The 12,136-nt window shown below is 55.8% G+C and carries 16 protein-coding genes and 1 pseudogene; 9 read left to right on the top strand and 8 right to left on the bottom strand.

Annotated features, from left to right (window positions below):
- Positions 1–664: 664 nt before the first annotated feature.
- Positions 665–949: a hypothetical protein gene (locus tag N805_RS02730; protein WP_155412663.1), complete on the top strand. Its 285-nt coding sequence runs from the start codon at positions 665–667 to the stop codon at positions 947–949.
- Complete coding sequence (locus N805_RS02735; protein ID WP_155412664.1) at positions 942–1,361, top strand: DUF6957 family protein; 420 nt, start codon at positions 942–944, stop codon at positions 1,359–1,361. Before N805_RS02730 ends, N805_RS02735 begins: the two co-directional genes overlap by 8 nt.
- A 647-nt stretch (positions 1,362–2,008) precedes the next feature.
- On the opposite strand, the gene N805_RS02740 is transcribed toward N805_RS02735, so the two are convergent.
- Positions 2,009–2,569, bottom strand: coding sequence for a hypothetical protein (locus N805_RS02740; protein WP_019471957.1), 561 nt, complete (start codon positions 2,567–2,569; stop codon positions 2,009–2,011).
- Positions 2,570–2,759: 190 nt separating this feature from the next.
- A complete protein-coding gene (locus tag N805_RS02745) occupies positions 2,760–3,596 on the bottom strand; it encodes a hypothetical protein (protein WP_019471958.1) in 837 nt (278 codons plus the stop codon).
- A gap of 617 nt (positions 3,597–4,213) precedes the next feature.
- Between N805_RS02745 and trbK the strand changes: the two genes are divergently transcribed.
- On the top strand, positions 4,214–4,462 hold the full coding sequence (gene trbK, locus N805_RS02750; protein WP_019471959.1) for an entry exclusion lipoprotein TrbK: 249 nt from the start codon (positions 4,214–4,216) through the stop codon (positions 4,460–4,462).
- 366 nt (positions 4,463–4,828) lie between these two features.
- On the opposite strand, the gene N805_RS02755 is transcribed toward trbK, so the two are convergent.
- From N805_RS02755 to N805_RS29570, 3 genes are read right to left on the bottom strand one after another with little or no spacing between them, the layout of a single operon-like run.
- The gene (locus N805_RS02755; RefSeq protein WP_019471960.1) at positions 4,829–6,139 is read right to left on the bottom strand and encodes an MFS transporter; all 1,311 of its coding nucleotides are present in this window, start codon (positions 6,137–6,139) and stop codon (positions 4,829–4,831) included.
- A 38-nt stretch (positions 6,140–6,177) separates the two neighbouring features.
- Positions 6,178–6,957, bottom strand: coding sequence for an SDR family NAD(P)-dependent oxidoreductase (locus tag N805_RS02760; RefSeq protein ID WP_019471961.1), 780 nt, complete (start codon positions 6,955–6,957; stop codon positions 6,178–6,180).
- A complete protein-coding gene (locus tag N805_RS29570; RefSeq protein ID WP_026034507.1) occupies positions 6,954–7,847 on the bottom strand; it encodes a sugar phosphate isomerase/epimerase family protein in 894 nt (297 codons plus the stop codon). The genes N805_RS02760 and N805_RS29570 overlap by 4 nt, the downstream gene beginning before the upstream one ends.
- 126 nt (positions 7,848–7,973) lie before the next feature.
- On the opposite strand from N805_RS29570, the gene N805_RS02775 reads away from it, so the two are divergent.
- The gene (locus N805_RS02775) at positions 7,974–8,894 is read left to right on the top strand and encodes a LysR substrate-binding domain-containing protein (RefSeq protein ID WP_019471964.1); all 921 of its coding nucleotides are present in this window, start codon (positions 7,974–7,976) and stop codon (positions 8,892–8,894) included.
- A 196-nt stretch (positions 8,895–9,090) separates the two neighbouring features.
- Here the strand turns inward: N805_RS02775 and N805_RS02780 are convergent, their stop codons facing one another.
- Positions 9,091–9,360: a DUF3077 domain-containing protein gene (locus N805_RS02780; protein ID WP_019471965.1), complete on the bottom strand. Its 270-nt coding sequence runs from the start codon at positions 9,358–9,360 to the stop codon at positions 9,091–9,093.
- 21 nt (positions 9,361–9,381) lie between these two features.
- Complete coding sequence (locus tag N805_RS02785; protein WP_016488005.1) at positions 9,382–9,624, bottom strand: hypothetical protein; 243 nt, start codon at positions 9,622–9,624, stop codon at positions 9,382–9,384.
- Between the two features lie 404 nt (positions 9,625–10,028).
- Between N805_RS02785 and arfB the strand changes: the two genes are divergently transcribed.
- Positions 10,029–10,442 (top strand): alternative ribosome rescue aminoacyl-tRNA hydrolase ArfB, encoded by a 414-nt coding sequence (gene arfB / locus N805_RS02790; protein WP_026034508.1) that lies wholly within the window; start codon positions 10,029–10,031, stop codon positions 10,440–10,442.
- A gap of 68 nt (positions 10,443–10,510) precedes the next feature.
- Here arfB and N805_RS30670 read toward each other — a convergent pair.
- A pseudogene (locus N805_RS30670) lies at positions 10,511–10,585 on the bottom strand (hypothetical protein); the annotation flags it as partial.
- A 200-nt stretch (positions 10,586–10,785) separates the two neighbouring features.
- Here N805_RS30670 and N805_RS30675 point away from each other — a divergent pair.
- From N805_RS30675 to N805_RS30880, 4 genes are all read left to right on the top strand, one after another.
- The gene (locus tag N805_RS30675) at positions 10,786–10,944 is read left to right on the top strand and encodes a hypothetical protein (protein ID WP_019471967.1); all 159 of its coding nucleotides are present in this window, start codon (positions 10,786–10,788) and stop codon (positions 10,942–10,944) included.
- 17 nt (positions 10,945–10,961) lie between these two features.
- Entirely contained in the window at positions 10,962–11,186 is a 225-nt protein-coding gene (locus N805_RS02795) for a DUF2188 domain-containing protein (RefSeq protein ID WP_019471968.1), read from the top strand.
- Complete coding sequence (locus N805_RS02800; RefSeq protein WP_019471969.1) at positions 11,183–11,611, top strand: hypothetical protein; 429 nt, start codon at positions 11,183–11,185, stop codon at positions 11,609–11,611. The genes N805_RS02795 and N805_RS02800 overlap by 4 nt, the downstream gene beginning before the upstream one ends.
- Positions 11,612–11,920: 309 nt before the next feature.
- The gene (locus tag N805_RS30880; RefSeq protein WP_371113223.1) at positions 11,921–12,121 is read left to right on the top strand and encodes a hypothetical protein; all 201 of its coding nucleotides are present in this window, start codon (positions 11,921–11,923) and stop codon (positions 12,119–12,121) included.
- Positions 12,122–12,136: the final 15 nt, after the last annotated feature.

Below are 12,136 nucleotides of genomic sequence, written 5' to 3' on the forward strand. Positions count from 1 at the left end.
GCTCGGCGTATAGCCATCTAGCCCCCGGAGCAGGTGTCTCACGGTTGCACAGTACGGCTATGACCGGTTCGAGCTGATCCCGATCTTCATCCCTCGACGCCTGATTACTCCGAGAGCCGCCAGGGCATCTTCAAAGGGCTGAATAGACTGCAGCCCAATCTCCAAAACACTCTGAATCGCCGTCTGCTTCTGAAATGACAGCATAATCTCGAAAGCAGCGTTGCCTTCTATGAATCCATCATGGAAGGTTATAAGCGCACGCGGGTCGCTCGGGATGGTCAGGGATGACCATGCCGGTCATCGGCGCTGAAACGAAACTTGTACTGACTCACGCCTAAGGTAGCCTGTTGTTAGGTTGTGCCCCGGGTCAAGCCTCTCGAAAGAGGGCATTGACCCAAGTGATAAAGTTAACTGAAATTATTCAATAGGTTTTTTTCTACCTGGCGGGCGTCGATTGCTAACCCGAAGATGGCTGTGAATGACGTATGCGCGCTTTGCAAGAATGAGCACGAACTTCAAGATAGCCACCTGCTGCCAAAGCATTTCTATAGATACATAGAGCTCCAAAAGAAAAAAGGAACGCAAACCCAGCTCAAAACAGATGACAACCGCCTTAGCCCCTCGGACGGCAGGTGACACAGTATCTGCTTACGAAAGCGGACGTGTGTCTGTCGACCCCGAGGAGGTGCTCAATCGACCTGGGTACCTCAAGGCAAGGGCAGCTGCCGCTGACATTGTGAATGGCGTTCGCGCAGACCACCGGGTAATTGACGAAGCGGCACTGCATGAACTGGTGGACTTGATGGTGAGGCACTTGCTCAGGTCATTGCAGCGGGGCAAGACATTTGAGGAAGCAGAAGCTGTGTTGTGTGAGGTGATGCGCGAAAGCATTCGCCAGTTCAATGACGTCCAGGATGGCGCAGAAGCTGAGGTAGTGAGTGGTGAATGAGTTGTTGGAACACGTGTTTTACGGGCCAGGGCATATGCTACCGGGATCTGGCCTTGATGATGAGCTGTTGTTGGCCGCGGCGCGAGAAGAATTCAACGGTCAGCAGTATCGGGTGGTGCGAGAGTGGCTGATTCTGGACGTCATGGTGAGTGAGGATTTTGAACGGCTCGTGAGCGCAAGAGGGCTGCAGCCGGCCATCCTTTTCTCCCAGCGAGTGATTTTCGACAGCACGGGCATAAAACAGGGCGGTGTCTTGCTCAGCGGCTTCATGCGGCATTTCGAAGACTGCTTTTTTAAGGCGGAGGAGATGGTGTATGTGCTGGGTGGGCGCGGTGCCCGCAAGCACATATCCATGCCGGCCCTCAAAGAACTGTCGAAAGCGTGCAAAGCAGTCCGGCAGCTCCCGATCTAGTTCGGCTGGTGGCATTTTGATGGCAGTCGCTGCTGGAAGGAAATGTAGGAGGCACTAATGGGCAAAGGGCAGACTCAGGATTCCACCAGCATAGTTTTGGTGCGCACCGCCAAGTGAGCGGGTGGAAGAGCAATTTCGAACTATGAAGGGAGACCATGATCAAGTAGCTGGCCACGTTGTTATGCGGCCTCACAATACTAATTTTTTGATAGGATAGTGAAGTGAGGACATTGGCAAGCTCGGCCCAGTGAAATTACCGTAGTCTCTTATGTTCAATCGAAAACGTCAAAAGAAGAACATTGGATGGTTTATATCCATCCATTTGGATTTTTTAATTAAATAGGAACACTCGCTTGAGTGGTTGTGCTGAATGGTTGTTCGCGCTTTTAGATGGCGGGGCGTGTAAGCGATGCTGCTACAGGGTTCTGGACGAATAAGTTGAAGCTTTCGCTCGGGGGAATCTGAGAGCAAAAGAAAGCCCGCCGAGGCGGGCAACAAGGAGCTTCTATCAAACGCAGAGGTGATCCACGCTACCCTGTCGGGTGTGAAAAAATGGTGAAGCGAAGGCGGTCAGTGCATCGCATGCATCAGTGCACGTTAACGGTAGCAACGATCTAGAACTGCTCGGCAGAAAGGACTGAACAAGCTCAGGCTTCCTCTTGTGTGCGATTTGCTTTTGCCCGGTTGACCTTCCAAGGCAACGCTGGCTGAGTCCGTACTTTCTTGTGCTTACCCTTGGCAAACATATACGTTTGTAGCTCCTGGAAATGACGGCTTCGGCCAGACAACTCGTAGGTGATGAGAAACACCATCAATGGCTTGTCCGCCTTCTGCCATTGTGTGCCAATACGCTCCAGCGTTAGCGCGATATCATCAGTCCTGCTGTAACCTATGAAAATCTGGAATACCGCGTTTTCGGCGCGTTCGAGCAGCTTGGAAATCTCGTTGATATCAGTGTGCGCGCGCTTCCACTCCCACTCGACGTACGAAAGCGTGTCGCCCTCGGGGTAGCGCAGCACGGCATCGGTGCGTCCACCTTGCTCGAACAGTGCCCTAGCCCCGAGAAGCGTAGCGCACTGGCGTACCACCAAGCCCAAGTGGATTGTCCAGTCCGCCCGGCCCGCAAGATCATTAGCCTCGGTTACCGGAAAATCTCGGTACCATAGGCAGTTAAACAGCGTTATGAAATCCCGTTCGACTCTCTTCACAAGTGTCCTTGTCGATATGATTGGCCTGAGAGATGTAGCGGCGGGAGCTCGTGAAAGTTGAGTGCGTGTCAGAATGTTTGTGAACGTCCTGTCAGCTGGCTTCGCATTTGACCTTGGCGGAAAGGGAGGGCAGGGCATGGGCCTGCCTTCCGAGAGTTATGCGGCCTACTGCTCGATCAGGCATTGACGCTCATATCATTGGGTTCTTGAGAGATAGCATGAAGCGAAGCTCCTGATCAGCCAGCCTCACTCGCTCGTCGTAGGAGAATAGGCCATCAAAAAACGACCCTACTACGACATAGTGCTGGTCGATCACATCGTTGGTTGCCTTCTCAGGAGTAAGGCTTTCGATACCCCCCTTGATTGCCCATTCCATGGCGTGTCGCACAAGCGCAAGCTGATAGCGCAAAAACAGTGGGTTGCCTCTCAAAAAGCGTCGGATGCGAGCGGGAGGGTGGCCTTCTTTGATCAGAAGGTCTTGGGCAAAGCGAGTGGCCGCAAAATAGGCCAGTGACAGCCTTTCGGCATTTGTGCAAGTAGGTTGCTTGAGGTGTTTCAAATTATCAGGGCCCAAATGGTGCTTGACCGCCTGGGTGGTTTCTTGCAAGCGACTGAGATTCTTCTCGTGATTGAGCTCATCGCGTTTGAGATTTTCCTGCGCGGCGGGTAAGTCCGCTTCGAGCTGCTGGAGTAAAGGCCCATCTGGATCGTTGGAGGCAAGCTCGGTCGCCAGCGCCCTGTAGTAGCGGGTGTGATCCTTGCAAACCAGGCTCAGCGACCCGTGCTCTAGCTTCTCCATCTCGTGGCGCAGAGCTTCGGACAAAGAGATTGCGCCTAGGATTCGTCCAGGCGTTTTGGCCAGCTTAGCCAGCGAGCCCTGTATTGTTTTCTTCCAATGTTCCCCCTTGGCCATCTCAAGGAAAGCAACGTCCAAAATCACAAATTTGGCTTTTGGGTCTTCTGCGATCACCCGTTCAAGCCCACCTCTCCTGAAGTAATTCTGGTCAAGCGCGTACACGTTCGCCATGTCCTGCTCCCTCGTCGTGAAGGGCTGGCCAACCCGGGGGCTGGGGCAGCCGTTTGGGTTGATGACGCGAGCATAGCGTCAGACCGCTTCGAAAGGAAATGCAGGCTGACGAGTGACGAAAACCCCTCATTTAAGAGGAAAGGCGCATTGGCTGTTTACTGGCAGAGTCTTGGCTTTGAAGGCTCGAATCGAGCGATGCTGGTCTAGAAAAAAGGGCAAGAACAGGGGGCCAAGGCTCCGTTTTCTGATGGGCCTTTCTACGTACGGTGTAGCGGTGGTGGTGCGGTTCGCTAGCCGGATACCTTTTCCCCAATGGCGGGACTGTGTCAGACAACCGGAACCCATGATTTTTGCTAGGGTTGGCAAGTGCGCAGCCGGATGCATGCTTGATGGGCATCCGGTGATGTCTGCAGGTGCCCCGGAATCATTGGGCTAGTAGGATTTTTGGGTGTTTTGATTTCAAGGGTATTCGGAGGCTTTGGGGGAGGGTACCTTGGATAAGATTTCGAATCTCTACGCTTCCGCCATATTCAAAGCCCTGATTATTCAGGGCTTTTTGCGTTTTTGGGGCCTGTAAAACGGGCTTCTGGAGCGGGTCAATTCAAAGGAGTGAGTGAATGTCCATTATGCCTTTTGCACGTCTGGTTGCAGCGCTTGGCGTTGCCGTGAGCCTTACAGCCATTGCTGTAGACAGGGTGCCTGAACCCAACGAAGCGAATTGCTCGGGTGAAACCTATGAGCAAATCCTGGCGAGCCTCTCCAAGGAGTGGGACCGCAATGAGTTCATCGCCAACTGCAAGAGCTTCCATGCTGCCAAAAAGATGACCAACTGGAAGTTCGAAAAGAGCCCACCTGACAGCTTCTGAGCCCAGCCAAAGCCCCGGCAGAGATGCTGGGGTTTTTTGCATTAGATTGGGGCGTTCGCGCTGCCTCAATGGCATACGAGGCCAGTGCCGATGACACCTCGATTGGCATAGGGGGCTGTGCGTTCCTCGGAGCGCACGGAAGATGGTTTCAACCGCATTTACTTCGAAAAAACCCTCACATAACTGAGCGCGGCTCGCCTCAGGCCGGCCTTGCAGGCAACTTTGCGTGATGTGGGTTGGTGAGACGCACTGAACGGTATCTGCCGATAGTTGGAGGAGAGCTAGCGCCGCTCCCCCCGTGTAGGCGCAGTCTTGAACAAAGACGCTGATCAGCGCTTTGCCGCAGATACCAATCACTGCTTCAGGTCAGTGCTGTGATTGCGGTTGCAGGCTGTAAGTTGGAGCTGAAGTGGCAAGGCTGGCAGGCCTTGACGACAAGGCTGCGATCGCCGCTATCAAGGCGAGGCCGCCAATGAAGCATGCGACCGGAATCCAATCGCTGCCGTTGGACATCAGTGCGTAGCACAGACTTGGCGAGAAGCCGGCAACGATGAAGCTCAGCTGAGTCGCCAGACCGACACCGGTGTAGCGCACGCGGATGCTGAACATCTCGGCGTAAAACGATGGCCACAGCGCATTGGGGGCGCTGTAAAGCACAGATTTGAGTACAACAGTGCTGAAGATGATCAGGCCGATGCTTCCGGTGGTGATTGACCACAGGAAGAAGAACACCCCCGCACTACAAGCGAATGCGCCAACCGTGAAAATTGTCTTGCGCCCGATTCGGTCTCCCAGCAAGCCGAACAAAGGCTGACAGACCAAAGCTACTGCCTGACTCGCTGCAATCGCAGTAAGCATGGATGGGCGATCGATCCCTTGGTTGTTGGTGGCCCAGGACAGCCCGAAAATCATCACAAGGGAGGAAACTGAACAGATCAATGCGCAGCAAAATACCGTATAGAAAGCGCGACGTTCGTTGCGCATGAGTTCCACGACAGGCGGAAGGTCGTTTGCGGGTTGGCTTGCCTTGAACTCGGGGCTTTCTTCCACGCCCCGACGGATGATCCAAGTGATCACGACCATTACTGCACTGAGCAAGAACGGAATGCGCCACCCCCAGCCTAGAAGCTGCTCTTCACTCAACATCGAGAGAGGGATGAACACTGAGGTGGCGAGGATAGACCCCATCGAGGCGCCATTGATCAACCAGCTGGTGTAGAACCCCTTACTCTTACCCGGAGCATGCTCCATCGTCAGCAAGCTTGCCCCCACCTGCTCGCCACCTGCAGAGAACCCTTGGAGCAATCGACAGAACACCAACAGAGCGGGTGCCCACGCGCCGACAGTTGCATAGGTGGGCAGAAGGCCAATGGTAAACGTCGCTAAACCCATCAATAGCAGCGTCATCATCAGCACTTGTTTGCGGCCCCATTTATCACCCAGGTGCCCGCAAACCAATGCGCCGATTGGGCGCGCTATGTAGCCAACGCCGAAGGTGGCAAGCGCAGCAAGCGTTCCCGCCATAGGGTCGTTGGAGGGGAAGAACAGGGTGCTGAAAACCAGGGCCGCGGCTGAGCCGTAAATGAAGAAGTCGTAATACTCGACAACGCTACCCAGGAAGCTGCCGAAGGCAGCCCTGCGGGCCATGCGCCGTTGGTTCGTGGCATCTGAATGCATGGTGAGACCTTTATTGTAATTGTCTTTTTCAGGAGAACTCAGCGACTGCCAAATGGCGCGAGCTGGCTGCCGCCGCAGACATGGATGACTTCGGCAGTTACGAATGCGGCGTCCTCAGATGCCAGATATGAAGTTGTTCCAGCGATGTCTTCTGGCTTGGCCAGGCGCTTGAGCGGTGTATTGCTGATTGATCCCTGCGCCATACGCTCGAAGCTCTCTGCATCACGCCCATCCAGTGTGAATGCGGAGGGTAAAAGGCCTGGCGCGATGGCATTCACTGTGACGTTGTGTGCGGCTAGTTCTCTGGCCATCGATCGTGTCAGGCCTACCAAACCAGCCTTGCATGCCACATAAGCTGGAGGGCCGCCCGCGACCCAGCACCGCGAAACCATGTTGATCACTCGACCACTGGCCTGGCGCTGCCAGTAAGGTGCGACGTGCTGGCAGATCAGGGCTGGAGCGCGAAGGTTCACGGCCATCATGTGATCCCATTTCGCCACGTCGAAGTCGTAGATAGAGCCTCGGTGATTGACCGCAGCGTTGTTGACCACGACGTCGATGCGACCGAACCGCTGCCCCACCTGCTCGACCATTTCACTGATCGATGAGGGGATGCCGAGATCAGCCTGGACTGCCACCGCACTTTGGCCGGGCGCCAGTTGAAGCTGCTGGAGAAAGGCCTGAGTTGTGTCCAGGTCGATATCAACTGCGGCAATGTGCAACCCGTCTCTGGCCAAACGAACGCAGATTGCGCGCCCCAGTTCTCCAGCGGCGCCGGTGACGAGTGCAACGCGGCGGGTTTCATGTGTTGTATTCATTGGCACGGTACCTCAAAGCTTGTATCGGAAGCGACGGTGGTCATTTTCATGTAGCGACGCACGAGATCCCGGTTCCGGGACAGCTTCGTTACGTCCGGATGGCTCGAGTCAAAATCCTCAATCGAGATCCAATCGTCGAAACCGTTTTTTTGGAGCGTTTTCAGCATGGATTGAAGTGGCAGCACCCCCTCATCTGGCGGACACCATTCCCAGCTCCAGCCCTCGCCCGGGGCCTGCGGGACATACGCGACATTTTTAACCTGTACGTGAGCGAGGTGATCGCCCATCAGGTCGAGGGATAACTGCACGTCCTCTCGGCCCTCGATTGCGAGGTTGCCAAGGTCGTAAATGATGCCTAGCTGCTGCGTGGGATAGTGCTCAGCGACGCGCATCGCAAGCGAAGGGCTTGAGCAGATGGTTCGCTGGTGGACTTCAAGGGCGAGCTGAATGCCTGATTGTTCGGCCAGCGGGACGATGTCATCCAGGAAGCGGCGCATTCTGGAGTAGCCCACGGCGTAACGCTGATGCTGGTAGCCAGGCGCCCAGAGTCGAAGCCGTGCTTGACCCGCTTGAGCTGCAAGGTCGATCAGGAGGCGAGCATTTTCAATGTCGCCGACCTCCAGGTAAGGACTAAGCCCGAAGATCTCGAGACCATGCGCCTGGCAGTGCCGGTAGATACGATCGACTGCCTGGGGGGTAGGCGCCACGGTGCAGCGATTATTGCTTCGCGCGTCCCATGGGCGTCTGCTTTCCAGGCCATCGATACTCGCCACCCGCCATTCCACGCCTTGGTAGCCTTCTCGCGCCAAGTGCTGCACGAGATGCTCTGGGGAAAGGGAGGGTAGCGAAGCGCTAGAGACGCCTAGGCGCGGCGTTTTTTGTTGTGTCATTGATCGGCACCTTAATCACACCCCGAGTTGGTGGGGTGGGTCGATGCTAAATCAAACTGTTGGTTCATTAAATTGATATAAAAGCCACCGTTGATTAACCTGTAGGTTGATCAAAGGAGTCGTTGCATGAAGCCATCCCCCATCAGCCTTCGTCACTTCAAGGTGTTCCTCGCTGTCGTCAGCTCTGGCAGCCTTGTGACGGCTTCCAAACTTCTTCACATCACGTTGTCGGCAGTATCCAAGAGCGTCAAGGAGCTTGAGCAGGAACTGGATGCCCAGTTGCTGGTGCGTGGGCGAAAAGGGATACAACTGACGCAAGCGGGGGAAGCGTTCAGCAAGCACGCTTCTCAGGCCATGGCCAGCTTCAGGCTGGCCATGGAGGACGTAAAAGACGCGCCCCAAGCGCCTCAGGTTCTGAAAGTTGGTGCATTACCGACTGCTGCTGGTTACATGCTTGCACCTGTCGTAGAGCAGATGCGTCAGCGATACCCGCACATTCAGGTGCAAGTCGCTTCCGGTATTTACGATTACCTGGTGGGCAAGCTGCGCACGCGTGAGCTTGATTTGATCGTTGGGCGCCTGATCGGACGGGACATGGTGGGTGTAGTGTTCGAGGCACTCTACGAAGAAGATCTGGTGCTTGTGGTGCGCAGCGGCCATCCGCTTGCCCAGCATCGGCATCTTGAGCTGGATGATCTGCGCCCCTACACGCTCGTCGTATCGCCGCATGGAACCTTGGTGCGGATCAGCGTAGACAACTTTCTACTCTCCAAGGGCGGGCTAGAGGGGTTTCAAATACAGGAATCGCTGAGTGAGACGTTCTCGCGGGTATACGTGCAGGATTACGATGGGGTCTGGTTTGTTCAGCGGGGGGTGGTTGACCTTGATATGCGCATGGGGCTGGTTAAACAACTGCCCTTCAGCAGCACGTTGCTTCGCGCACCGATCGGATTAACATCTCCGACAGACCGGCCCCTATCAGAGGCGGCCACCGTTTTTGCCGAACTGCTGAGGCAATGGTGCGCACAAACACAATCGCAGAATTGAGCGAGTAGGCGGGCTTCTCGAAAATGGCGCCACTGGGCTGCATTAGTCACCGTCGTTGATGAGCACCGGTTCAGTGGATAGCAATAGACCTGACAGATTCTGAGCCCCGCCAAAGCCCCGGCAGAGATGCTGGGGCTTTTTTGCAATGGGTTGGGGAAGTAGGCGCTTTCCGAGCCAATGTCGGATGCCAGGCAAATCAGCGCATCATGCCCAGCTCGGCATCATCCATCAGCGCCTTGGCCAGTGCACTCAGGTAATGCGCCGCCCAGATCATCATCGGTTTCTCTTCCATCAATCCGATAATGGTCAGCTCCCGCACGTACCCCATCAACTCCGAAGATTGCTCCCGGGCGCTTTTGCAGGGAATTCCGGCTTCGATGCGAAACAGTGGATGGGTCTGGTTTTCACCCTGGTAGAACGTGGTCTTGCCTACAGTGGTTTGTTCGTTCGATTCGTCAGTAGTCATGGGTCCATCTCCCTGATCGGCTCAGTGCTGCATTCGCGGCTCGTTCGGCGTCTGTGCCTGAATCAATGCGGACTCAAGTAACGAGCGCAGGGACTCAAGTTCATGGGTCGTCGCCATCATCAGCACCGCTGCAGGTGACTTGGGCTGCATCAGCATCGCTTGTTGCGAAATCGCTAGCGCGCAGACGGCATATTCCGCGGCTTGGATGAGAGTGTCTTCGAGGGAGTGGAGGGTGTGGGGTGGGTCGGGGACCATCTTTAACATTCCTATATCTCCAAATAGGCTGCACCGATCCCGCTGTCAAACAGGTTAGGTGGCAGCTGTGCGTGGGTTGACAGACCGGCGGATATAGGAAGTTCCGGCGCACGCAAGCGTGCCCCACGCGCAGCCGCCATGAGGGCGCCGCAGAACCTATATACCGTTACGGCCTGTCAAAGCCGTGTCGCTGATGAGCGGCGACCGACCCAGACTAGAGCCCCTACAGGGCACCCGCAACGGAAAATAGGCGGCAACAGTATCTTTGGGAAATGCCCTACAAGAAAGCGAAAAATTCTGATTTTTCGACACAGATAGACATCATCTTGGGTGGGGATAGCAAGAAATCGTGCATTGTTCTATGGGCGCGCGGCCAAGGCTGTGATAATGGCGGCAATGACAAGGGCCATACCATGCTGACCATCTCCAATAACGTGCATCTGCCGGATGCCGAAATCGAACTGACCTATATCCGCGCGCAAGGCGCAGGTGGGCAGAATGTCAACAAGGTGTCCAGCGCCGTACACCTGCGCTTCAACATCCCGGCCTCATCGTTGCCCGAGTTCTACAAGGAGCGGCTGCTGGCGCTGCGTGACAGTCGCATCACCGGCGACGGCGTGTTGATCATCAAGGCCCAGCAATACCGCACCCAAGAGCAGAACCGTGCTGACGCACTGGCGCGTCTTGGCGAGTTGATCATCGCTGCCGGCAAGACAGAGAAGAAACGCCGCCCCACCAAGCCGACCCTTGGCTCGAAAACCCGCCGCCTCGAAGGCAAAGCCAGGCGGAGCACTGTCAAGGCCGGTCGGGGCAAGGTGGATTTCTAGTACTGGTGTCGGACCGTCGCTGGCAAGTCTGAGCATCTGATGATGCCAGCGCGGCCAGTCCACCCCAATCAGCGCATCATGCCCAACTCGGCATCCTCCATCAGTGCCTTGGCCAACGCACTCAGGTAATGCGCCGCCCAGATCTCTCTTCCATGGCCCCGATAATCGTAAGCGTTTTGGGAAGTCACATTGCGACGGGCTAGCTGCAACCCTTTTAGGGGTGAGACCCCCGACCATCCCGACGGGCCTGCCTTCCTGGAGCGCCCGCCAGAACTCCGGCGCACTACGGACTGAACGCTTACTCACAGCCGGACTCCAAATTTGACCGGTTGGAGGAAATATCATGCAGCGAAAAACCGAAGGACTTGAAGAGCAGGGGCCGAGCGGTGTGCCCTTTATCAACGACCCTGAAAAGCCCAGCTCACCGCCGCTCAATGATGCCGACGCCACAGATGCCGCTGAAGCCGAGGAAGACATCCAGGACGACGCAGAGTCAATATAGACCGGAGGAGCAGCGCTATGGACAACTACCACCTGAGCCCAGCCGCTGATGGCTGGGAACTCAAAAAAGCCGGCGCTGAACGTGCGTCTAAGCGAGCGGCCACGAAGCAGGAGCTGGTCGGCTCGCTGGCGGATTTTTTTGACGGCAAAACGGCATCGGTGAAGATTCACAAGGCTGACGGTACCTTCGAAGAAGAGCGCACCTATCCACGTTCCGCCGATCCGAGACGTTCAAAAGGGTGACGCCTATCACTGCAGCCGAGCTTGGTATCGCTATCAGCCAGCCGACTGGCCACGGGCTTTACAAGTGGCTGCTCGCGAGCTTTTTGATCGGGAAGAGGATTCGTTCCTCTGTCGCGTTTGAAGCGTACCGAAATCTGGTTGATCGCCATGGGTTGGATACGCCTGAAAAATTGGCTGGCTGCTCCCATCGGGATCTCGTCAGGCTCCTGGGCCAGGCAGGTTATGCGCGGTACGACGAATCCACTGCAACCCGATTGCATGAGCTAGGTGTTGGCCTGGCTGCCGAGCTGGAATCTCGAACGAATGCGGTAGAGAGCGGGTCAATGAAGTCAGCTGATTTTGACGCGTGGCTGCTCAGCTTCAAGGGCATAGGGCCGAAGACATTGGAAATCTTCAAGCGTGAAGCTGTTCTGGGAGAAAAGTAATGCGTGTAGTCGGATGGCTTCTTACCGCGCTTGGCAGCGTTGGACTTTTGGTGGCTATGGGGCTGCTGGCCTTGTCCATGATGGGTAGCCTTACAAACCCTGAGCAACAGTTAATGGTGCCCCTGTGCATTGGTGCTTTCGCCGGCATATTAATCTTGGCGGGAACACATCTCCGGTCTCGAAGTAAGCCACTCCTCCCAATTCTTCTTGCATCCTGACAGTTATCGCTTCAACGTTGCCAGGGCGATATGCCCCTTGGGTCAGCTCAATAACAGGTCTCACGACGAGACACTGGACGACGGTGCGACCATGAACATTCAAGTGCGACAGTCGCGCACGGGCAACACCCAATTGTTCATCGGGGTGTATGCCGGAACCGGTATGGCACTTCATGAAGAAGCTTTCCTCTCGCGCCCAGGTGAATCGATGACTCGGGCCCTGGCGTGGGGTGTGGGACGCGCCCGATGCCTTGCAACCAATCAGCAGCCTGTTGAACGGCAGGTGGCCTAAGCTTCCGGTTGAAGA

Source organism: Pseudomonas putida S13.1.2 (assembly GCF_000498395.2).
GTDB lineage: Bacteria > Pseudomonadota > Gammaproteobacteria > Pseudomonadales > Pseudomonadaceae > Aquipseudomonas > Aquipseudomonas putida_Q.

Excerpts from the sequence above, each read along its gene's own strand:
- N805_RS02745 (WP_019471958.1), bottom strand. The coding sequence starts at position 3,596 with ATGGCGAACGTGTACGCGCTTGACCAGAATTACTTCAGGAGAGGTGGG.
- trbK (WP_019471959.1), top strand. The coding sequence starts at position 4,214 with ATGTCCATTATGCCTTTTGCACGTCTGGTTGCAGCGCTTGGCGTTGCC.
- N805_RS02755 (WP_019471960.1), bottom strand. The coding sequence starts at position 6,139 with ATGCATTCAGATGCCACGAACCAACGGCGCATGGCCCGCAGGGCTGCC.
- N805_RS02760 (WP_019471961.1), bottom strand. The coding sequence starts at position 6,957 with ATGAATACAACACATGAAACCCGCCGCGTTGCACTCGTCACCGGCGCC.
- N805_RS29570 (WP_026034507.1), bottom strand. The coding sequence starts at position 7,847 with ATGACACAACAAAAAACGCCGCGCCTAGGCGTCTCTAGCGCTTCGCTA.
- N805_RS02775 (WP_019471964.1), top strand. The coding sequence starts at position 7,974 with ATGAAGCCATCCCCCATCAGCCTTCGTCACTTCAAGGTGTTCCTCGCT.
- N805_RS02780 (WP_019471965.1), bottom strand. The coding sequence starts at position 9,360 with ATGACTACTGACGAATCGAACGAACAAACCACTGTAGGCAAGACCACG.
- N805_RS02785 (WP_016488005.1), bottom strand. The coding sequence starts at position 9,624 with ATGTTAAAGATGGTCCCCGACCCACCCCACACCCTCCACTCCCTCGAA.
- arfB (WP_026034508.1), top strand. The coding sequence starts at position 10,029 with ATGCTGACCATCTCCAATAACGTGCATCTGCCGGATGCCGAAATCGAA.
- N805_RS30675 (WP_019471967.1), top strand. The coding sequence starts at position 10,786 with ATGCAGCGAAAAACCGAAGGACTTGAAGAGCAGGGGCCGAGCGGTGTG.
- N805_RS02795 (WP_019471968.1), top strand. The coding sequence starts at position 10,962 with ATGGACAACTACCACCTGAGCCCAGCCGCTGATGGCTGGGAACTCAAA.
- N805_RS30880 (WP_371113223.1), top strand. The coding sequence starts at position 11,921 with ATGAACATTCAAGTGCGACAGTCGCGCACGGGCAACACCCAATTGTTC.